The organism is Desulfobaccales bacterium, from assembly GCA_041648175.1.
GTDB lineage: Bacteria > Desulfobacterota > Desulfobaccia > Desulfobaccales > 0-14-0-80-60-11 > 0-14-0-80-60-11.
Genome location: JBAZPO010000003.1, coordinates 217,919 through 240,331, shown reverse-complemented (window position 1 = coordinate 240,331; position 22,413 = coordinate 217,919). Strand labels below are relative to the sequence as shown.

Here is a 22,413-nt window from a genome sequence, read left to right as displayed (position 1 = left end):
TACGAAAAGCATTCAAGTAATTGGTAGCCGCAGGCTTTAGCCTGCGTTTTGCACTTATAAGCTCAACATAGCATCAGACATTGCAAGTCCTTCCTATTCCTCGTTGATGCGCAGCACAGGCTTGATCGTGTCGCCCTGTCTGGCATCGGCCATGGCCCGGTTGATCTCGCTGAAATCATAGAACTTGACCAGGCGGTCAAAGGGAAACAGCCCGGCCCGATACAGCTCGATGAGTTTAGGGATAAAATACTGCGGCACCGCATCCCCCTGGATTATGCTTAAGATTTTCCGTCCCTCGGACAAGGAAGTTGAGCCGTTCGGCCTGGCAATAAGCGCCACGGTGCCCCGAGCCTTCAAAACCTCAACGGCGAGGTGGTACATGTTTGAGGCGCCGGTTATTTCCAGGACGTAATCAACGCCACCACCGGTATATTCCCTGATGCAAGAGGCGACATCCTCATTCCGGCTGTTGATTACGTGGGTGGCGCCCAACTCCAAAGCGAGCTTGAGCCGCGCCGCATTCATGTCGACCCCTATGATCGGGTCCGCGCCAACAAGGCGCGCCGCCATGACTGCCGCCAAACCTACCGCTCCCGTGCCGAAGATGGCAATACTTGCCCCTTTAGGGACATTCAAAGAATTCATCACCGTCCCGGCTCCGGTCTGGAGGCCGCAGCCGAGCGGAGCCAGGAGGTCAAGAGGCAGGTCTTTTTGAACTTTGACGAGGTTGCGTTCAGTCGCCAGGACGTGGGTGGCAAAAGATGATTGGCCGAAGAAGTGCCCCTTAACGCCGCTGCGCTCCAAGGCATTGCTGCCGTCCAGGCGCGCCAAACCGAAGTTCGCCTCCCAGAAGTGCTCGCAATTCACCGGGTGTCCGTCTCGGCATGCTCGGCATTGGCCGCAAGACTGATAGGAGAGTACGACATGATCGCCGGGCTTGACACCCGTTATCTTCTTGCCGACCTCTGTCACGGTGCCCGCGCCCTCATGGCCCAACACCGCGGGAGGTCCGCGCCAATCATCGCATAAATCTATGTCGGTATGGCAAATGCCCGTCGCTTTGAGACGCACCAGGACTTCATCTTCCCGCGGCCCTTCCATTTCGAGCGCTTCGATCTGTAATGAGCCGGGTTCACGGATAACGGCTGCCCGAATTTCATGGATTTTCACTTCGAAACCTTCTTATACCAATTCGCATTCAAAATGGTGGCACAGGCGTCTCGCCTGTGCAGGGGCAGGCTACAACCTGTGACTACTTGAAATAGCTTTTTGAACGCATGTGGTACTACTTCCCGGTAAGCTCCTTGATCTCTTTTTTGGCGTGCTCCATTTCCTTGACCTGTTCGGCGTCCAGGCGCAAAAGCATCGTCTGGAATTCCCCTACGTGGGTCTTTTCCTCCCGGGCGATATCCAGCAGGACCTTTTTAATGTCCTTGTCGGTTGCCAGAGCCGCCATCTGATCGTAAAGATTAATGGCATCAAGCTCAGCAATGATGGCTGCGCGGAGAATTTCCTTGTCAAGATCATTTTTGGCGACTTTGCTAAAATCCACCGGTATCTGTGATAACATGAACTCCCTCCTTTGACCCCAGGACTGGGCGGTCGTCACTGGTGCGTTTAGGGGAAAAATAATCATGGCCGCTAGCGGCGTCAAGGAAAGAGGCCCTGATAATATACGCAATCACTTAAGGATTGAACATAAGCCCCCTCTGCGTTCTCTGCGCCTCTGCGGTGAAAAAAATTAACCGCAGAGACGCTGAAGGAAAAGCCTGTCACCTTTCTCATCATTGCTGGATGCCCACGCAGTCTTGAGTTTATGCTGTCACTATGCCCTGCCGAGATAAAAGTGGCACACTGCTGGCCAACCTGAGGAAAATGGGCAGGCGAAAGCCGCCCCCCCTGTGCCGCGTCCCGGGACAGGGATGCCGGGCCAGCATTAATTTGTTGATATTAATGGCTAATTTTTGCGAAAGCCGGATTTTAACCCTGGGACAGGCGCGGCACACCCCTGACACTGCGTCGGCCGGAACGCGCCAGCACGCGGGTTTAGGCCGGTTATAGGGCGAGGGCACCTCGCAATGGCCCGGCACATATGCGACTTTTTCTGCCCAACTGGTCCCGCGTCCGGCCATTTCCGGCGATTATTGGGGTTGTTTTGAGGGACTAAAGGCCGTTTAAAAGCCATTTTTTTCTCTCATCATGAACAATTCTTAGCGGAATGGCTTATAGTGGGATGGTCGCCCCCGGCCCCCAGCGTTATTGCCTGTCAAGAAAAATTATGGCTGCCGCGCCGGATTTTATCAGGTATGGTGTTTTAATTACTAAAGGATAAATTTCCTCAGGAACACGATACGCCATGGAATGCCAAGAAGTACGAGAACAATTATCCGCCTGGCTGGACGCGGAGTTGGACGAAACCACCGAAGCCCTCCTTTCGGCCCATGTTTCGAGGTGCGCAGCCTGCCGGCGAGAGTGGCGCCAGTTGACGGCCTTGGAGACGGCTCTGGGCGAGCTTTCGGCGCCGGTGCCTCCGGGCCTGGCCGAGAAAGTCCTGGCTCAGATGCAGCCCCGCCGCCGCCGGCAGTGGTGGCAGTCCGTGGCCTTGGCCGCCTGCCTGGTTCTGGGCGTCGCCTTGGGCGGCGGCATGGCCCGGAGCTTTTATGATCCGGCGGCGTCCAGCGGGACGGCGTCGGAAGTGGCCAGCCTGGAGGTCTTCCAAGATTATCCCCAGGGCTCTTTGGGCACCATCGTGGCTTCTTATCAACCTGACGACGGCAACGGCATCCTCCCGTGAAACGAGACTGGCTCATATATCTGGTGATTTTTTCTGTGGCGCTGAACTTGGGCACCATCGGCACCTTCGCCTACCTGCGCCACCAGGATCAGCAGCAGAATGTTTTGGCTCAGTCGACCCCGCCGCTGCCCCTGCGCGCGCTGTGGAGTGAGCTCAACCTGGATAGCTCCCAGCGTCAGGCCCTGCACGGCCTGTTTCCCGAGCATCGTCGCAAGGTGGGTGAAATCAAGCAGGAGTTGGCCCAAAAGCGCCAGGAACTCTTTAACCTGATCCAGAACGAAGCCACTCCCATGAGCGCCATTCAGGCCAAAGTGAAGGAAATCAGCAATCTGCAAGGCAGCCTGGAAGAAGAAATGGTGCGGTTTATGTTGGCCTTCCGGAAAACCCTGAATCCTCAACAGCGGACCGCGTTCTTAAGCAAGGTGCAGACCCATTTATGCGGCCCGGAAGGTGCCTGTGGGCCCATGGGTCCCGGCTTCGGGCGCCATCGAGGTCCCGGTATGAGGCAGGGCATGGGCCGTGGCATGGGGCCGGGTCCGCCTCCCCAGGGAGGTCCGCCCCCCGGGGAAGGCCCAAAGTAAATAACGGTGTGATGCCAACCCGGAATCACGCAAAGGAGAGCTAAGATGAAAAAAAATAAGTGGTTGACAATCGGTATAGTCCTGGCTTTGGCCATGGTCATGCTCTGGGCGGTGCCCGGTATGGCGCAAATGCGCGGCAAAGGCCAACAGGGGCAGGGTGGCCAGGGCTGGGGCTGCGGGCAAGGCCAGGGCCAAGGCATGGGATATGGCGCGGGCTCCGGCACGTGCCCCATTAACCAAGGCTACCAGAATACCCAGGGAAACTGGAACAATAACCCCCAGGCCAACATGGGGCGCCGGGGTAATCGGGGTGGCGGCCGTAACTATCAGCCCAACACCCAGCCCAGCCCTCCGCCCGTTACCCAATAAACCCAAACCTGACGCTGTAACTGCAACACCGCCTTCTCTCCCATCCCCCCGGAGAAGGCGGTGTTTTTAAATTGCTTCCCCAGGCTTAAACCCCTATCCCCTGGCGGCGCAATAAAAAAGGGATGGCGCTAGGCTAACCCGCGCCATCCCCTTATATGTTGTGTCCAGCTAAGTTAGCCGCAGGAGTCGCAGCCAGAGGAGCAGGAGGAAGGAGTGCTGCAGGAGCACCCGCCCTGTTGCTGGGTGGGGGCATCGCTGATGCCCACGATTTTGATCATGAACTGCAGCGTCTGCCCTGCCAGAGGATGGTTGAAGTCCACCGTGAATTTATCGGGCTCAATGCTCAATACCGTGCCGGACACGGGGCCGTGGGGGCTGGAAAACCGCAGCTGCTGGCCCACTTCAACCGGATTGCCCTCCAACATCGTAGCGGGGAACTCACGTTTGAGATCCTCCTTGGGATCGCCATACGCCTGGTCCGGGCTCAGAACCACTTTCTTTTCTTCCTCCAGGGCCATGTCCATGACCGCATCATTAAAGCCCTGGATGATCCCCCCGCCGCCCACCTGAAACTCCAGGGGGTTGCGGCCTTCACTGCTGTCAAATACCGAACCGTCTTCCAGAGTGCCGGTGTAGTGCAATTGGACGAAATCGCCATTCTTAACTTTGCTCATAACTTCTCCTAATGGTCTGGGGCAGAGATAAATTTTCCCTGCCGCGTTATTGACTTGATGGTAAATGAAGCGGCCCCTGCTTTCAAGGCGGCTTGCCTCACCGGCGGGTCAACCGCTTGACCTGGCCTCGTACTCGCATGGAACGGTAACCTCCAAAAATCCTGTCCATGGTCGGCAGAGGCGCTGCCGGAAAAAATAAAGGGAACGACCACAAGCGTCCCCGCTTAGAAAGGCTTAAAGGGTCTGCTACACAAGGTTACTTCTTAAATTTTATAAAATATTTCCGTCTTGTCAAATAATTGCTGAGGTAGTGTCAATAGCACGTACGGATGACGGGGTCATTTAACGCATGGCTGCCAAGGCCTGCTGAATCTGTTGGGAACTCATTGCTGAGTTGCACTGGGCCAAGATCCCTTGAGCTTCACCCAGGCATTCCTTAGCCAGCTCCTGCCTGCCGTTTTGGTGGTGTAGGAGTCCCAGATTGAGCCAGGCATGACCTTGCACAAACCCCTTGGCCCCCACCTCCTTGCCGACCTGGATGACCTGGGTCAAGCAAGCTTGCGCCTTGCGTTTAACAAAAGGTAACTCTTTCAGAATAAACCCCAAGTTTTTGACGGTGGCCCAAAGCCCGAGGCGCCGGGCACTGGTCGCCATCTGGAAATAAATCTCGGCCAAACTGACTTCCAAGAGATAGCGAGTGAATAATCTTCCTTGATCCGTGAGTACCTCAAGCATTGCTTTGATTATTTTCAGTCCCTGGGAAAATCGGCCTGTGGCGATCAGCACCACCCCGTGTAATGCCTGGGCATGGGTTAGGACGTAGTCCATGCCAAGATGCCGGCAGAATGGGATGATCTCCCGGAGGATCTCATCCGCTTCCTGGAATTGATCGGTTTGGACGGCGTAAGTGGCGAGGACCATCTTAGGCCACACATTAAATATCGGATCATTGGAAAGCTCAACCGCCTTTTGGCCCCATTCCACCGCCTGGGGAAAATCCCCGGCCGTGTAATGGGCGTAGCTCGTGCATATGCAGCCCACAACGGTGCTGCGCAGATCTGAGTGGCTTTCGCCGAATTCCCGAAGAATTCTGCCGATCTCAAGGTTTTTTTGGCTATCCCCCTGAAACAGGCGGATCATTCCCAAGCCACCGAGGGAGGAAAAATAGGCCATGGGTTCCAAATCGCTATCCTTGGTCAGAACCTCCTCGCCATAGTGAATGCCCTGGTCCAGCAATTTCAGTTCGCAGCAGCACCAGGTGAGATTGGCGTAAGCCAGGCCAATGGCGGTATTACTCCCGGTCTCCTGGCCCAATTCCAAGGCCTTGATACCGTACTTGTATGATTCTTTCACCTTACCGGCACAGAACAGGGTAATACAGAGCCAGCCATAAAAGATTCCCAGAAGCGCCTTATCAGAGAGGGACTCGGCCATTTCCTGGTGTTCAAGGAATAGTTTGGTGAAACCTTTGAAATCCGCACGGTAATAAAATATCTGGGCCCACTCGTTGAGAAAGTCGATAAGCAGCCATTTTTCTTCCTCAGAGTCACCCAGGATTTTTCCTAGAATCTGGAAGGCTCTTTGGTAATATTGATGGGACTCTTGAACTGCATATTTCTTCAGGCTTTTCCTGCCTGACTCTCTTAAATAATGCACAGCTTTTTGGGAGAGTTCACTATGCCGGAAATGGAAAGCCAGAGTTTCATAGAATTCCGGAAGCCTATCGCCCATCACCTGCTCGATCCGTAAGCCGATGCGCCGATGCATGGCCTGCCGATCTTTTTTGAGCAGGCTGTTATAAACCACATCCTGGATCAAAGCGTGCTTAAAAACATATTTTGGTTCTAATTGAGAAGTTCTCCGTAGCAAGTCGAGAGCTTCCAATCTTTCTAAAAGTTCATCGAGGCTATCGGCATGTCGGGTAATGTTCTTGAGAGCCTCATAAGGGACCGTTCTGCCAATGACCGAAGCTTCCTGGAGCAGATGTTTGGCCGCTTCGTCCAACCGGTCAATTCTACCCGAAATGATCGCGTGGATGGTCGAAGGAATATCGGCTTTGTCCAGGCTTCCGGTAAGTCGCCAAGCGCCGTCATCGAAATGCATAATTCCGGATTCGATCAAGGAATTGACCATTTCTTCCAGATAAAAAGGATTGGTCCCCACCTTCTCCTGGACAAAGCGCTGTAGGTCTTCCGGGACGGCAGCGGTTTGCAGTATGGAGGCCAGCATTGCTTCAATCTCAGCCGTAGTGAGGTCCTGGAGTTGGATTTCCCGATACGACTCCCCCATCTTACTGATCTCCTCTTCATTGAAAATCTTGAAGGGAGGCCGATACGTACAAAGGAAAACTGCGGGCGCAGATTCTCTGACCAGGAGGCGAAGAAAATTTAGAAAGGTGGAGTCCGCCCACTGCAGGTCTTCAAAACAGACGACCAGCGGGGCCTGTTTAGCCTGAGCCTGCAAGGTAGAAACGATCGCCCGATGGAGGCGGGACTTCCAAAATTCGGGGCTCATTCCTACCACTTCGGGATAATCGAGGGACAGGAGGCCGCCGATGTATGGCGCCACATCTTCCTGCAAACCGAGTTCTTGCAGGCGGGCTTCAAGTTTGGCCGCCACCCGGCCGGGAGTGTCGCCTTTTTCTATGGCCAACTCGCGCTTTATCAGATTGATGAGGGGATAATAAGAAATGTTCTGGGTATAGGCATAGGCATGCCCTTCCAGCCACCTGATTTTCTTTAAGTCCAGAGTAGCCTGGAATTCCTCAAGGAGCCGGCTCTTTCCGGTTCCCGCCTCACCACAAATGGCGATCACGGAGCCCTGGCCCTCCCGGAGCTTGGCCATCGCCTGGGCCAGGACCGCCATTTCCTTTTGGCGCCCGATCAGGGCCGACCGGTGTCCGGCTAGATGCCGCGTTTTGCTGGGCAATTCTTTGGGCGACAGGAGCCTGTAGGCCTGGACCGGCTTGGTCTTGCCTTTCACCTGGACCAGTTCCAGGGGATCGAAAGAGAAAAAGCCTTCCGCCTGATTATAGGTGGTGTGGCCGACCAAGGTTTCGCCTGATTTGGCCAGGGTGCATAAACGGGAGGCGACGTTGACGGTATCCCCGGCAATCTGGTGCGTCGACTTCATGAAGTCAAATTTGCCCGTTACCGCAAGACCGGTATTGATGCCGATATGCACCGCCAGGGGCTGTCCGATGGTTTCCTGGACTTGCGGGCTGATGCCTCGCACCACTTCGTGAATCTCGCTGGCGGTTTTGACCGCCCGCACCGGATCGTCTTCGTGGGCCAGGGGCGCCCCAAAGAGAGCCATCACTTGATCCCCGGCGAACTTCTCGATGTGACCTGTGTACTTGATTACCACCTTGGCAATCTCGCCGATTATAAGAGCAACCAGGTCTTTGACTTCCTCGGGGTCCAGGCGTTCCGACAAGGTGGTATAGCCCGAGATGTCGGCGAAGAGCACCGTAATATATTTGCGTTCGCTGGTGATCTTCTCTCTTTTCCTCGCCGCCTTTTTGCCGGTCTCAAGGGCAAGCCCGCATTCAGCACAGAATCTGTCACTCGGGCGGAGAGGGCTCCCACAGCCGGAACAATTCAGGCGCAGTTTAGCCCCGCAGGTCCGGCAAAATTTCTGGGTCTCCTCAATGGGGCTCTGGCAGTCCGGGCAATTCATGACTGTGCTTTATATTGCGGCGTGCGGGTAAACGAAGGCGGCAAGCCGCACCTTACCCTGCTGATTGGGGAGCTATCCACGCGAGGCCTCACTTCTCGACCCCCTGGATGGAAAGGAAGAAGCACTACTCTAAAATTTAATATCATTACCGTAAAATGTCAATGACAGACCATTGTATCGGTAGCTAATTCGCTAAGGGGGCTCCAATATTTCGTAATAAATTCCTTTTCCATAAAAGACAATCAATATTATCTGTAAATTATCTTTATGATTATAATGTTTAATTGCGATAGGAAAGAAATTGTGTTATGATGTAGACCCTAAGTAAGGCTGACTGGTAAGAGGCCACTACGACCAAAAAATTGGTTAGGAGTAAAGCTGTCCTTCCTGGCCGGGGCTCATGACCACGGTGGCGTTCCCGCTGCCGCGACAGGGGCAACCTTCCTGGCCAGTGAGCCGGCGCGGGAGCAACCTGTAAGAAACCTTTCCGTCTGCGGACACTCACATCGGACCTGGGTCAGCAAGCCGAGGGGCTTGCACAACCTGATTAACCCGGTCCGGATACCGGTCCCATCACCTTTTGGGAGGTCGGTATGGGGAGCAAGAGCAGGTGGTGCATCCTGGTGGCGGGCCTGGGATGGTTATTGGTGGGAACCGGACAAGGGTTTGGTTCGGGGTTTGCCCTTTATGAGGCCGGCGCCCGCAGTAGCTCACTGGCAGGTGCCGTGGTCGCCCGAGCCGATGACCTTTCCGCTATTTTCTACAACCCTGCGGGCCTTGTCCAACTTCCGAAAATTCAGATAATGTGCGGTTTCACCACCTTCATCCCCCGGGTTGAAATCGTCACTCATCTTGGCCCCGTGGCCACGCCCAACCTGATGCAAAGCCGCGTGTCTTTCGCACCGCATTTTTTTGCTTCCTACCAGGTTGGCGAACGGGTGTGGTTGGGGTTGGGTCTGAACTCCCCCTTCGGCCTGGGGATCCAATATAACGCCAACTGGCCCGGAAGCGCTAACCTCATCAAGGCAACCATCCAAACCCTGAACCTCAATCCAACCATAGCAGTGAAAGTGACTGATTACCTTGCCGTGGGTGCGGGCCTGGACATTATGTATTTTTCTTTGAATCTGAAACGAGTCCTCCCACTACCCCTCCTGGGTCCCCAAGCTCTTGACTTGCAGGGAGGCAGTTGGGGTCTCGGATTTAATCTCGGCCTGCTGCTCAAACCGCTGGATTATCTCTCTGTCGGCGTCTCTTATCGCAGCCAGGTGAGGCAGCAAGTAAACGGCAAGGCGCGTTTCCGTCCCTTAAACACCTTCGACGGTGACGCCAGCGGCAGCATCATCCTGCCAGACATGGTTTTTGCCGGAATTATGGTTCAGCCTCTGAAACAATTATCGGTGGAAGGCGGAATCATCTGGACTCACTGGGATTTGTTTAAACGGTTAGACATCAAATTTAGCAATGCTCTCGGCACGTTATCCGAACCGAAAGAATGGCATAATACCTGGCGGGGCCAATTGGGCGTGGAATATAAGGCCCTTACGTGGTTGGATCTAAGGGCCGGCTATGCCTTTGAGAACGAGCCCATGCCGGATAGATTCGCCGATTACCTCGTGCCCTCCACCGACCGGCGTCATAATTTTTCCTGCGGCACCGGATTCCATTGGCGCGCCATGACCTTGGACCTGGCCTATACCATGGTCCTCATGATGGACCGCCCCGTTGACAACTCCCGGGCCACCGGGGTGCTGCCCTCGGACTTTCAGGGCAGGCTGTCGCACGTGGTTGTCATGAGTGTGGGGTATAAGTTCTAGACAGCGCCATGGCGGCAGGAATTGTTGGATGGAACTGGCGCTGCGCGGTTGAAGGCAGTGATAATACCCGTAAAGGGAACCCAATAACGCGCTGGTGTCAGTTATCCAAGCGCAGGCTCGCTTGATGATTGCCAGAAGGAGACTCCGATGAGCAGCTTACAAGGTCTTGGCTTGAAATTCGACGAAACTATGTCAGGTTGGATCGGCATCGGCGCCAAGGAATATGTGGAGGGCAGGGTTTCCGGTCAACAACAAAACACTCCCTTACACTTTGACGCGCAGATCATCATTGAGGATTTGGATCCTTTCATGCAACTCGGCGACCATCGAGCCCGCCTGGAAGGTACGGTTTCCTTCGACGCCCTCGGCGGTACGTTCCCCATGGAAGACGGTTTCTTTAAATTGTTTTCCGTCGATCCAGGCACCGGTATTCGTCAAATGATCTATGCCTTTCGGTTTACGGCCAAAAACCGCAAGAAATATTACCTGCGGGGGGAAAAGTGGCTCAAGGATGACCCGGGCTTCGACCTGGTCGAAGATATAACCACCCTCTTTACCACTATCTACGACGGCCCTGATGAACATGCGCCCCTCTATGGTTCCGGGCAGCTCTACTTTGCTCTCAATGATGCCCCCGCTCTCATTAATTCAATGGAGGTGACCGGGGTTAAGTGGTGGGAGTTTTACAAGTGGCACAAAAAGGCCCAAGGCAAGCTTGCCTTCTTGGATTTCGCCTGGGGAGAGATCAGAAAGACCTATCTCAGCGACGTTAATCCCCTCTATGAAACCGATTATGAGAACCTGATCCTTTCCGGCCAGGTGGTGCAAGACGGCGCGGAAAAAGAATTTTTTCTGGTCTCCGGCAAACATGATAAGGGCTTCCCTTGGGGAGACGACGAAATCTTTTGGGATGTCCTCCTGGTCATTGGGCACCAGGCCGGCGGTTACCAGAAATACTGCATTACCGATAGGGTGTTGTCAGGGATGCAACTTAACGTCAAAGATGGCAGCTACCGCTATCAAGGACCCATCTTTGCACTGCCCCAGGGCTATGCGACCCGATTCTCCCATATGCGCGCTAAAGATGCATCGCTCACTGAATGTCAGGCGGACTTCACAATCAACTTTACGGCCAAATCTTATGAGGTCACTCCCTTTCCCTTTCCCATTGCCAACAATGTCTTGGCCCAGATCGCTACAGGCTTGAAATGGGTGATCCAGGGTATCTTGCCGTCGGAGTACTTGCTGGGGATATTCATTACCCCCCATACGGTCACGGTAAATTCCGGCGCCTTGACGATCAATCAAGGGGGCCAGACAACCGAATACCTTCTGGTGCCGGAGAAAACTTTTGGCGAGGCCGAAAGATCCACGTTCAAAAACATCAGACAACCCACGATGCTGTATGGCTACATCTGTGCAGTCCGGCCGCTGGACCACTTGGCCCGGGTCCAGATCCAATCAAATTCTCTGCGCACCGCTCGCCAAAGGCTGGTGAAAGACCAGGTGGATGCCCTCCTGGGCGCTCTTATTTCACGTGTCGCCTCCAAAGAGATGCTTATGGCCGGCGGCACTTTAAGTGTCCAGGATCTTGGCCCCAAAGATGCCCCCTCAGGGAACGGCGCCCCTCTTTTTATCAAACTTGGGACGCCTCTCTTGGAAGTCAACAACGACCATTTCCCTACCGCTGTTTTTCAGAGGCGCATTATCCTGGTGCAGGATCCTTCAGGCGAGACGTGCCTGGCCATGGAAGAAGACATGGATTTGATGCGGGTGGAAGCGGAAAACTCCACCAAAAAAGTTACCGTGGCTGCAATAAAGCATCCGAATAAAATAAATGCGCTGGATTCAGTCCTTGAAACTACCGGTTTTCTTGATTTGGTAAACGCTGCCTGGCAGGGCTCGGGAAAATCCAAAGCTGAATTTGCCATCGTGATCAAGCCAAACTTTATGTTCTCCTACAACAAGAGTGATCACACGACCTTTACTGATCCGGAGTTGGTGGCTCATTTGGTGCAGATGTTGAGAACCTCAGGCGGCTTTGACAACCTGACCGTGGTCGAGGCCCAAAGCACCTATGGCCAGTATTTTAACAATCGCAGGGTCCTGGAGGTCGCCGAATATCTCGGCTACGCCATTGATGGCAGCGCGGGCTACAAGCTGGTTGACCTTACCGAGGATCGCTTTGAGGAGCAAAATTTAGGGAGCTATCTGGGCCGCCATCCAGTCCCGCTGACCTGGAAGGATGCCGATTTCCGGATCTCTTTTGCCAAGAATAAGACGCACGCCTATGCTTATTACAGCCTCAACCTCAAGAACATCTATGGCGCGCTGCCCCTGGCCGACAAGTTCTCGGAGTATCACACCGGCAGAGACATCTATCACACGACGATGGAATATCTTCGGGCCTTCCCGGTGCATTACGGACTTATCGACGCCCATCTGAGCGCCGATGGTCCCTTTGGGGTTTTCGCCGACCCTGAACCGAATGTTACGGAAACGATCGTTGGCGGTGAAAATCTGGTTGCCGTGGATTGGGTGGGAGCGACCAAGATGGGCCTTGATCCGAAAATCAGCCAGTACATGGAACTGGCGGTGAAAGCTTTCGGAAAACCTGAAATCAACCTGGTGGGGGATCGGAATCCTTACCGCCCCTGGCTCAATGTGCCTGTGGTCTTGAGCCTTTTCACTCATTATGGACTGGATGCGAATGACTATTTCGGCAACCTGATATACATGGCGGGGGCTTATATGGACGAAAGCCATTTCACCCACAAATCCAAATCTGCATTCATGCAGGCGGCCCGAGCGGCGCTCAAGCCTTTGCAGGAAGCCATTTTCTTGCAAGCGGGTGGTGAACGAACCTTAGCCAATAAGCTGGTGAGCAAGTTTTTCACCTGGCTCGGAAGCCATTGACCGGCTGTCTCGACCTGCTGCTTCTATCAGGGACGAAAATGAAAAACTATCTGTCAATCCTTTGATTATTGGTGTTCGCGACGTGACCGCCAAGGAAAACCGAACATACCCCTAACCCAAAAGAGGGAGACCATGAGCACGGAAATCCCTGACGCACCGTCAGGCAGGGTAAATATGCCCTCCCGGCAGCCCCTGGAAGGCGTTACGGGTATCGACAATGAGAGGGGCTTGGGAGGCAATCCAGGCATAATCATAGGCGGAATGGTCCGTGATAAGTAACACCAGGTCCGCCTCCTGCAGGACGGTTTCATCCAGGGGAATGGACTTCATATTGAAAAGAGGGTAATGCCGCAACCCGGAGCATTGTGGGATATGGGGGTCATTATAGCTGACTTCCGCCCCCTCCCGGGTAAGAAGATCCATGATTTTGAGGGCCGGAGACTCACGCTTATCATCTACATCTTTCTTGTAGGCGATCCCCAAAACCAGAATTTTGGCGCCATTCAGGGGTTTGAATTGATCACTCAAGGCCTTGGCCACCCGATCCACCACGAAGTAGGGCATATCAGTGTTGATATCGCCGGCCAGTTCGATAAAACGGGTGGAGAAATCGTATTCCCGGGCCTTCCAGGTCAGATAAAAAGGGTCGATGGGGATGCAATGGCCCCCCAGGCCGGGCCCGGGATAAAAGGCCTGAAATCCGAAGGGCTTCGTCTTGGAGGCTTCGATGACTTCAAAGATATCAATGCCCATGCGCAGGCACAGCATTTTAAGTTCATTGACCAGAGCGATATTTACCGACCGGTAGATGTTTTCCAGGAGCTTGCTCATTTCGGCCACCTGGGTGGACGATACCGGAATCACGCGTTCGATCACTTGGCCATAAAGCGCCACTCCATGCTCCAGGCATGCGGGGGTCACCCCCCCCACCACCTTGGGAATGGTGTTCACCTGAAAGTGGGGGTTACCCGGATCTTCCCGTTCGGGAGAAAAGACGAGATAAAAATCTTTCCCGACCTGGACCCGTGCGTTGAGGATGGGTAAAAGCAATTCTATCGTGGTGCCGGGGTAAGTAGTGGATTCCAGGGAGACCAACTGGCCGGGGCGCAGGCTGGCGGCAATTTGGCGCGTGGTGTTCTCTACGTATTGGAGGTCCGGCTCTCGTTTGGTAGTGAGCGGCGTGGGCACGCAAATAATCAGGACATCCGGTTCACCAAGGCGACCCAGGTCATGCGTGGCGGAAAACCGCCCAGCGCCCTCTTGGGGATGAAGCAGCGCCGCCAACTGGGAGGATGGTATATGTTTGATATAGGATTCGCCGCGGTTTAAGAGCTCCACTTTTTTGGCATCCGTATCAAAGCCCAGGACCTTAAAGCCCACCGCACCAAAGCGCAGCACCAGGGGAAGCCCCACATAGCCTAAACCAATAATCCCTATTAATGCCTGTTTGTTTTTGATCTTAGTAAGTAAATCCATAAGTTCCATCCAAAGCGTCAAGCGTCCGTAGTTTATTCAGGGGTAATTAACGTCAATTATGTTTGCGGAAGCAAGAAGACCAGTGGGCCGAAGCCCAAACCAGCCAGAACCGGTATCTGTCTAGAGCTTCACAGTTTCTCCGGTTCTCAGGGCTTCCACGGCCTTGAGAGTCAAACGGGTTGAGGCCAGATAGCTGTTAAACCACTGCTGATAGTGAGCAGAGGCCGGGGCCCCGCGGAGAAAGACCTCCATTTCAGCCTGATAGCCCATGTCCCTGGAGAACTTTTTAAGCTGCCGGGTGCGGCCGCCTTGAATCAACTGCCCTCGCCGAAAATCTTCGATGATCCCCACCGAGTCTTCACAGAACACCTCGAAGCGTTCCCGGGAAAAGGATTTGGAACCTTTGGCGGTATAGATGACGGTGCCCACCGAGCCGTCCTTTAAGGTCAGGGTGAGGGACAGGTTATCATCAGGGCGATACTTCCCCAGGCTGCCACTGATAGCGGTGGCGTGGACCTGCACCGGTTCGGAGTCGGCCATATACAACAGAAAATCCAAGAAATGGCAGACCTCACCGTGAATCCGGCCGCCCCCCACCTCCGGGTCATGCACCCAGCTCTCGTTGGGAATATAGCCGGCATTGACTCGGTAAATCATGACCAGGGGTGTAACCCGGCCTTTCAAGAAAGACTTAACCTCCTGGGCCAGGGGGGCAAACCGGCGGTTAAAGCCCACCATGAGGAACCGAGAGGGGTCATAGATCGCCTCGATGTCTGCCAGTTCGTCCTCGGTGAGACAGAGCGGCTTTTCCACGAACACGTCTTTACCGGCGGCCAAGGCTTCAGCCACCAGGCGGCCATGGAGGTTATGCCGGGTAGTGATCATCACCCGGCCGATGGTTTCATCCCGCAGGAGCTCCTGGTAATCCGTCGTGGCGTAGCCAAACCCGAATTTATTGGCAATATGGCGAGCCGAGACGCCGGTGGTCGTTGCTACTCCCCGCCGGGATACGCCGGAGATCTTGGTCAGGGCTGGCAGCAGAATGTTTTTGGTGAACATGCCGCCGCCAATCAAGCCAAGCCCCTGGGCTGGGGCGGCCCCGGAAGTGGTTGGGGCGGTTTTAAGCCAAACCTTGCGCCCTGTAGTGGCCTCCTGGGCGGTTGCCAACTCGCTTTGGGGATACGATAAAATCACGCCGATATAGGGCTCGCGATTTTCCAAGATCAGCTCATAGGCCTTTAGCGCATCCTGGATGGGAAAGCGATGGGTGATAAGGGGTTGGACCCGCATGTGGCCCTGGGCGATTAAATCGAGAAAGGCCTCCAGGTTGCGGCGCTCAGTCCATCGGACATAGGCTATTGGGTAGTCGAAGCCTTTAGCTTCGTAAAGGGGTGCGATACTGCCCGGGCCCGAGGCTTTGGACACCGAAAACCGCAATTCTTTGGTCCAAAAGGTTTTCCGGGTTAAGGTCAAGTCCGCCACCCCTACGAGGACCAGCCGGGCCCGCTCCCGGGCCACGGCCTCAGCCAGGAGAAGTGGCCGATTGTCTTTGCTGGCCGCGGTGATGATGACCGCATCGGCGCCAAAGCCCCGGGTGAGATTGGCCACCGCCTCCTCGACGTCATGCTGGCCGGGAATCAAGGTCAAGTCGGCCCCCAGGTTTCCGGCCAACTTGCATTTTTGGCGGTCCAGATCGATACCGATGACGCGGCACCCTTGAGCCTTCAAGAATTGGACGCTGAGCAAGCCCAAAAGCCCCAAGCCCACTACCACCGCGGTCTCGCCCAAAGTCAGGGCCGCTTCCCGGACACCATGCAGCGCAATCCCGCCCAACATGACAAAGGCCGCGTCTTCAAACTCCACCCCCGCGGGGATGGGCACGCAGAGGTTTTCGGGAATCCAGACCATCTCGGCATGGGAAGCATACCCGGCCCCGGCCACCGCCACGCGGTCGCCCGGTTTAAAACCCTGAACGCCATGCCCAACTTCCTGAACAATACCCGCGGCACTGTATCCCAAGGGAATCGGCTCATCGAGGCGATTGAGCGCTTCTTTATAAACGCTTAAAAAACCTTCCTTTTTGGCTTTGGCCAAGGCCTGGCGCACCAGGTCCGGCCGGGCCCGGGCCTTACCCAGGAGGCTTTTCTGGCCCATTTCAATCATGAGCTTTTCAGTACCCACACTGATCAAGGAGGCCGCATTGCGGACCAGGACACCACCGCTCTTGCAGGCTGGCGCAGGAAGATCTTCTAAGGTGATTTTGCCGTTTTTATAGCTTTGGATTATTTGTTTCAAGGTCAAACGCTCCGCTTTGTCAGGCTGTAAAGTAAAGTTAAATTGAATATATCAAGAGTTACTTGATCAACGTTTAGAAATTAATTAACGTTAAATTTTAATAAATCGTCTTGCATTTTATCAACATATGGCTGGATTGGACTCCAACGAAATTCCGACAACAACCGGTGAAGCCGGCCTGCAGTCTTGGTCAGGTTAACGTATTGGCGAAAACGTGTGCGCCTGTCAGCGTGCTTGATCCGGGGGCAATGCGGGTCTAATTCCCAGGGGTGAAGATAAACCATGGCAGGGTAGCCTTCCCGGTTGATCCGGCGAATGCCTTGCGCAGTCAGCCGGTATGGATACAGGCGAAAATAGCCGCCACCGCCAACCGGGAAATTCTTCCCGAAGAACGTTACCGTGGACGGAGGTATTTCCAGCAGGCCGTTGGCATGCCGAAAGGGGAAACGGGGGACCCCAGGCAGGCCGTAGAGATCATGGTGACCGACCGGGAAGATACTGGAGTCATACATAAAGCCAGCCTCTTGAATGGCATCCAAGGCCCACAGGGTCTTTTTGACGATGGAAAAGCTGGTGGCCCGATATCCCTGCACAGGCTTGCCTAACAAATCTTCCAAGATCTGTTTGGATCGGTTCAGGAAAGCTTTAAATTGGGCCGGGGTCAGGTCATAAATCAGTCGATGCCGGTACCCATGGCTGCACATTTCATGCCCCATGGCGTCTATTTCTTTCACCAGGCGCGGGTAGCGCTCGGCCACCCAACCTAAAATAAAAAACGTGGCCCGGGTCTTATGGGTCGCGAGGATTTCCAGAAGCCGGTGGACATTGAGTTCCACGCGGGACTCCAACGATTCCCATCGGTCCGGACCTAAGTAGGGATCCAAAGCGGAGGTGTGGAACCAATCCTCCACATCAATGGTCAAGAGATTGAGCATTAGCGGTTAGGAGTATTTTTGATGAGTTCTTATGAGATCGGCAGATGCAAGACAGGTGCCTTAACCCAGGTAGCTTCTTTGAAACTTATAGCGCCGTAGCTCCACGGAGAATAAGTCTCTTATGTTAGCCAGTACGTACGCCAGGAATGGAGCCGGGTCCGTTAGGCTCCACACATCATATTTCAGATTCTTTCCGAAGCAGCGGAACCAGTTCGGGTCGGCCTTGAAGCGATTTGGAGATTTAAAGAACCAGACGAGGTCCAGGCCTGGATGCCGCAAGAAAAGCCCTTCCTGATAACCGTTTATAGGGGCTACTTCTCTATTCATAGCCAACGCTACCATCATATTGGCAAAATCTACGCCGGCCTCAAAGCAAATTTTAACACTTCCGGTTATCCGAGGATTGACTTCCATGATCTTGATCCGGCCATCCCGGGGGTCGGTGATCAGATCAATATCCGCATAGGAATACCAGTCCATGGCCTGCAGTAATTGCCTGCCAACCGCCGCGATATCTTCTCGGGCAACCGTGCGGTTCAGGGTGCTCACCCCGCCTTCCAGGGGAAAATGGCGAATTTTGCTATACACCACCCAAGTCTTGACCTTACCGGATTTGTCGAGCAAAAATTCCGCCTTGTACTGGAGGTCGGTTTGGGGAATAAACTCTTGTATGGTGCTGGGCCCGTAACGGGCTACGACCAGGGGATATAATTCTTTAAGCTCCTGGGCGTCCTTGACCTTCGTGAGGCCCCGGGCTCCCACACTGATGTTGGGCTTGATCAGCACGGGGTAATCCACCGTTCCGGCGATCTCGTCGATGGTCATTTCATCGGGAAAATAGGTCTTGGGGATGGGTAATCCATGGATTTGGGCGATTTTCATGGTCTGAGATTTATCCCGAGCCCGCATGAAGATCGGATAATCCACTAAGGGAATCCGGACAAACCGTTCTAATTCGGGTTTGTGCCGGGAGACCAGCTCCGCGGTAACGTCCAGGATGGGGATCAGGACATCATACTCGCCTGTGGCTAGATGGCTTTTGAGGTCTGCGAGGAAACCCTCGGGGTCGACGCGGGGGTCGCGATGACGGATGCGCCGGTGGGGATAGCGGGAAAAAAATCCGACGCAGAGAGGGTCGGATTCGGCAATGGTGACCTGGTGCCCGGCCTGACGCAAGGCTTTAATCACGGGCAGACACGATTGAATTCTGCCATCCATCACCAGAACCCGGACGGGGCTATACGATGGTACGGTCATCTTATCCTTCTTGGGCCAAAAGAAACGGCTGCAGAACTTCGGGTTTAAGGACAAAGGTGGAAAGATCGCTTCTCTTTACCGCCACCGAGGAAAATGCCAGAGAAGGACACGCTCCCTGGACATGGGGCAGGATGACACGGCCAAACCCGAAATATTCCCCGGGCCACCAATCCTTTTGAAATTCAACCAGTTTTCTCCAGTGCTGCAGATCCTTGGAAAACCAGAGGGCCGGTTTCCGCTCAAGATTGATCTTACTGGGTTCCACCGCGGTGGAGAGCCAATAACGGTCCGCCAGGCGCGCCGCATAGATGCAGCTTCCCGGGAGAGGCTGAATCTTATGGAGCTGCCCGGTCTCAACGTCCAGGTGAACAAACCAGTTGGAGGCCTTTTCGGTATCGGTGCCGTAATACAAGCCCTCGGGCCGGCAAAAGACGTGACAGGCGCGGACCATTTGGCCCCCCCGCACTACTTCGCTGATGGTCCTGAATTCATCGGGGGTAAATAACAGAGCGCACTCACCCTCTCCGTCGCCTGTTAAGACCCACAAACCCTGCCGGTATTCGTCCCATATGAGGTTATGCATATGTTTGGCGAAGCCGGCGGGCAAGGTATAGGCCAGTTCCCAGGATGCGCCGTTATCGGTGCTGGCCCAAATGCGCAGGGGTTGGCGGTTGGGGTTGCCCCAATATTCTCCCACAAAGAGGTGTCCCGAGGCGGCCATGGCAAAGCCCCGAGGTCGACCGCCTTCCGGCACCCGGAAAACCGCGCGAATCTCCTGGGTACCCCGATCGATGGCGATGACTTGTTTTTGAAAAATCCCCAGAAGACCGCCTCCGGGAACCGCGATCAACTCCCGCACATCTAACCGCCCCAGACGGCGCAGATGGCGCCAATGCATTGCCTGGCGGTGGAGCCATGGTACTGGCAAAGAAGCTACAAGTTTTATACCAAGGCCATCCAAGTCAGCTTTCCAGAGTGATGCCGGTCCGGAGAGATATAGGGTGGTGTCCGTGCACAGGAGAGCAATCATGGACGGATAGCGGGCGGCCGAGTCCAGGATGGAGTTATTCAAAGGGCCAGACTCGGCTGGAGAAGGTATGGCCTGGACCTTCAATTAATTTCCGGCGAGCTTGTTGAAGCTGGCCTCCATGGCCGCAAGCACCAGGGGACCGGCAAAATGTTGTTCCGCGGCCCGGCGACCCTGGACTCCCATTTCCTCAATCTCATGGCGCCGGCGCGAGAGGGCCAGGATCGCCTGGGCCAGGGCCTGCGGGTCATCAGGCGGTATTGCTACCCCGCAGGAATGCTCCCGGACTACATCTGCCGCGGCGCCCTGCTGGGCCGCCATGAGCACCGGGCGGCCGCAGGCCATGTAAGCCAGGAGTTTTTCCGGGACCGTCCCTACGCGGTGGGGGGCGGCTTTCAAATGAGCGAACAGGAGGTCTGCGGCGGAAAAGTAGGCCAGAACCTGGTCCTTGGGTTGATGGCCGATGAACTCCAAGTTCGTCAAGCCATACGAACGGGCCAGGCCTTCCAGGTTTTCCTTTTCCACCCCGCTACCCACCATCACAAAGTGGATATCCGGGGTTTCCCGGAGCAGGCGGGCGGCTTCCACAAAGACATCCAGCCCCTGAGCCAAGCCGATATTGCCGCCATACAGGATGATGAATTTATCTCCCCAGCCATATTGTCCCCGGATTCTCGCCGCACCGGCCGGGTCGGGATGGAAGACCTCGGTATCGATCCACAAAGGATGGTACTCGATCTTTCCCCGTTCTCCCCCATCCGCCACCACTTCCTCCAGCATCCTCTGAGAATAGACGAAAATCCGCGCCGCATGGCGGTAAACAAAACGTTCCAGGGCACTGGCTGCCCGGTACAGGGGGCCTTCTTGCATAAACCCCAAATGCAGGGCTGCCCGAGGCCACAAGTCATTCACCCAGAAAACGAAAGGAGTTCGCCAGACTTTACTGACCAGGGCCGCGGTTAACCCAAGCATAAGCGGAGGAGAATACACCAAGGTGACATCCGGGCGCGGACCACTGAAGATTCCGGCCAGGGCGGTCGCCATAAAAGTGGCATAATTCAACAGGCGAGGCTTAAATCTGCTGCGTTCTGGCGAGGCATAGGACCAGGTCCGGGTTATGCGGACGCCATCGTGCCGTTCGCGGCGGAACCAGGCACCCTCGTAACCGGGGTATTCCACGCCAGCGGGATAACAGGGTACCTGCGAGACTATCGAGACTTGGTGGCCCCGGCCGACGAGATAATGGGCCATTTCCGCTATCTTGGCCGCCGCTGACCCGGCTTCCGGAGGGAAATACTGGGATAGTAATAGAATGCGCAAGCCAGTTATTCCTTTGGTCTATTTACCGTCTAACATTCAGGCCTGAGTGAGTTAGTTGCCCGATCATTGATAACATAACAACATTGGGCCACTATTCAGCATGCTTCTTTGAGTAGGCTTCCGAAAATAGCGTTAGCATCTTCAGAGCCGTATCTTCCCACGTAAAAGTCTTGGCAATGTTTACCCCTTTTTCCACAAGAGATTTTCTTAGATCGTTATCTTGCATTACATTAAGCATCAACGAGGCTAGTTTCTCAGGATCATTCGGCGGAAAATAGAGTGAGGCTTCTCCACATAATTCATGGGCGATTGGAATATCTGAGGCTATAAGAGGAACCTGACAAGCCATGGCTTCAATCATCGGGAACCCGAAAGTTTCTAAGACCGATGGAAAAACAAAAAGTTTAGCTGACCTGTATATTAATGGTAAATTATCGTAATTAATTTCTCCTAAGAAAATTACATAGTCTTTAATTAATAACTTTTCGACTAATAAATTTAATTCATTCATATAATCATCTTCCATTAATCTGCCAGCAATCACTAAATAAGGAATGCTTCCTTTAATTTTATCCTTCATAATACTATAAGCTTTAATCAGGTCGATAATATTTTTATGTCTGAAAATATTTCCTACGAATAATATAAATTCTTTATTATGCAAATTTATTGTTCTTAGGTACTCTTCTAAAAATAGGGAATCATGGATTTTAAAGAAAATATTTCCTATGCCAAAGTGAATAATCTTTGCCTTTTTTTGATCGATGTTTAAGCCAAGACGGATATGTTCTTGGAAAGCTGAAAAAGATGCAAAGTGGATTAAAGTTGCTAGTTGTGATGATTTATTAATATATTTTTTTCTTAAGTATTTCAAAATTTTTATGGGTAAGGCAGCTTCATTTGAGAGGAAGGGCCATAAATTTTGCAGCGTTAAGATACTGGGGCACGTTAATGTTAGTGGGCTAATACCGGTAGATCCATAGAACAAATCAATATTTTCTTTAAGTATAAAATTTTTAATTGTGATCTGATACCAGAGTATTTTCCATATTTCATAAGGAAACCTTGCTTGAACTGGGATTACTGTAAAATTAGCGGGCAAACTATAGGATAACGGTGCAGGCGTAAATAAATAGAAAAGATGATCAGTTCTCAATTTAGCCAGGTTGGGGATAAAATTATTTAAGAAGGTTACGCCTCCGCCTGCAGCTCTTGAAGTGAAATCTAATAATATTTTCATCTGAAGTTAATTGTTATAGTTAGTTTTAGGTAAT

At 53.7% G+C, this 22,413-nt stretch carries 16 protein-coding genes; 5 read left to right on the top strand and 11 right to left on the bottom strand.

The genetic code is table 11. The annotated features are described in order from the left end of the window. Positions 1-93: 93 nt before the first annotated feature. Together WC600_04550 and WC600_04545 are read right to left on the bottom strand one after the other, a co-directional pair. Positions 94-1,170: an NAD(P)-dependent alcohol dehydrogenase gene (locus tag WC600_04550; GenBank protein ID MFA4901997.1), complete on the bottom strand. Its 1,077-nt coding sequence runs from the start codon at positions 1,168-1,170 to the stop codon at positions 94-96. Positions 1,171-1,285: 115 nt separating this feature from the next. Further along, positions 1,286-1,570, bottom strand: a complete 285-nt coding sequence (locus tag WC600_04545) for a ferritin family protein (GenBank protein ID MFA4901996.1) — start codon at positions 1,568-1,570, stop codon at positions 1,286-1,288. 786 nt (positions 1,571-2,356) lie between these two features. On the opposite strand from WC600_04545, the gene WC600_04540 reads away from it, so the two are divergent. Genes WC600_04540 through WC600_04530 form a run of 3 tightly spaced genes read left to right on the top strand, consistent with a single transcriptional unit; the run spans position 2,357 to position 3,744 of the window. Then, positions 2,357-2,794, top strand: a complete 438-nt coding sequence (locus tag WC600_04540; protein ID MFA4901995.1) for a zf-HC2 domain-containing protein — start codon at positions 2,357-2,359, stop codon at positions 2,792-2,794. Then, positions 2,791-3,375, top strand: a complete 585-nt coding sequence (locus tag WC600_04535) for a periplasmic heavy metal sensor (protein ID MFA4901994.1) — start codon at positions 2,791-2,793, stop codon at positions 3,373-3,375. Before WC600_04540 ends, WC600_04535 begins: the two co-directional genes overlap by 4 nt. A gap of 45 nt (positions 3,376-3,420) precedes the next feature. Beyond that, on the top strand, positions 3,421-3,744 hold the full coding sequence (locus WC600_04530; protein ID MFA4901993.1) for a hypothetical protein: 324 nt from the start codon (positions 3,421-3,423) through the stop codon (positions 3,742-3,744). Between the two features lie 173 nt (positions 3,745-3,917). On the opposite strand, the gene WC600_04525 is transcribed toward WC600_04530, so the two are convergent. After that, entirely contained in the window at positions 3,918-4,418 is a 501-nt protein-coding gene (locus WC600_04525; GenBank protein ID MFA4901992.1) for a peptidylprolyl isomerase, read from the bottom strand. A 342-nt stretch (positions 4,419-4,760) separates the two neighbouring features. Continuing rightward, positions 4,761-8,096, bottom strand: a complete 3,336-nt coding sequence (locus tag WC600_04520) for an AAA family ATPase (protein ID MFA4901991.1) — start codon at positions 8,094-8,096, stop codon at positions 4,761-4,763. A 593-nt stretch (positions 8,097-8,689) separates the two neighbouring features. On the opposite strand from WC600_04520, the gene WC600_04515 reads away from it, so the two are divergent. Next, positions 8,690-9,913 (top strand): outer membrane protein transport protein, encoded by a 1,224-nt coding sequence (locus tag WC600_04515; GenBank protein ID MFA4901990.1) that lies wholly within the window; start codon positions 8,690-8,692, stop codon positions 9,911-9,913. 147 nt (positions 9,914-10,060) lie between these two features. Next, positions 10,061-12,829: a DUF362 domain-containing protein gene (locus WC600_04510; GenBank protein MFA4901989.1), complete on the top strand. Its 2,769-nt coding sequence runs from the start codon at positions 10,061-10,063 to the stop codon at positions 12,827-12,829. Between the two features lie 159 nt (positions 12,830-12,988). On the opposite strand, the gene WC600_04505 is transcribed toward WC600_04510, so the two are convergent. The 7 genes from WC600_04505 to WC600_04475 form a co-directional block, all read right to left on the bottom strand. Next, a complete protein-coding gene (locus tag WC600_04505; GenBank protein ID MFA4901988.1) occupies positions 12,989-14,305 on the bottom strand; it encodes a nucleotide sugar dehydrogenase in 1,317 nt (438 codons plus the stop codon). A gap of 120 nt (positions 14,306-14,425) precedes the next feature. Beyond that, positions 14,426-16,600, bottom strand: a complete 2,175-nt coding sequence (locus WC600_04500) for a bi-domain-containing oxidoreductase (protein ID MFA4901987.1) — start codon at positions 16,598-16,600, stop codon at positions 14,426-14,428. 80 nt (positions 16,601-16,680) lie between these two features. Then, positions 16,681-17,535, bottom strand: a complete 855-nt coding sequence (locus WC600_04495) for an XrtA system polysaccharide deacetylase (GenBank protein MFA4901986.1) — start codon at positions 17,533-17,535, stop codon at positions 16,681-16,683. A gap of 60 nt (positions 17,536-17,595) precedes the next feature. Then, entirely contained in the window at positions 17,596-18,792 is a 1,197-nt protein-coding gene (locus tag WC600_04490) for an ATP-grasp domain-containing protein (protein ID MFA4901985.1), read from the bottom strand. Position 18,793: 1 nt separating this feature from the next. Then, positions 18,794-19,720: a hypothetical protein gene (locus WC600_04485; GenBank protein MFA4901984.1), complete on the bottom strand. Its 927-nt coding sequence runs from the start codon at positions 19,718-19,720 to the stop codon at positions 18,794-18,796. A gap of 186 nt (positions 19,721-19,906) precedes the next feature. Beyond that, entirely contained in the window at positions 19,907-21,139 is a 1,233-nt protein-coding gene (locus WC600_04480) for a glycosyltransferase family 4 protein (protein MFA4901983.1), read from the bottom strand. A gap of 91 nt (positions 21,140-21,230) precedes the next feature. After that, positions 21,231-22,379 (bottom strand): glycosyltransferase family 1 protein, encoded by a 1,149-nt coding sequence (locus WC600_04475; GenBank protein MFA4901982.1) that lies wholly within the window; start codon positions 22,377-22,379, stop codon positions 21,231-21,233. Positions 22,380-22,413: the final 34 nt, after the last annotated feature.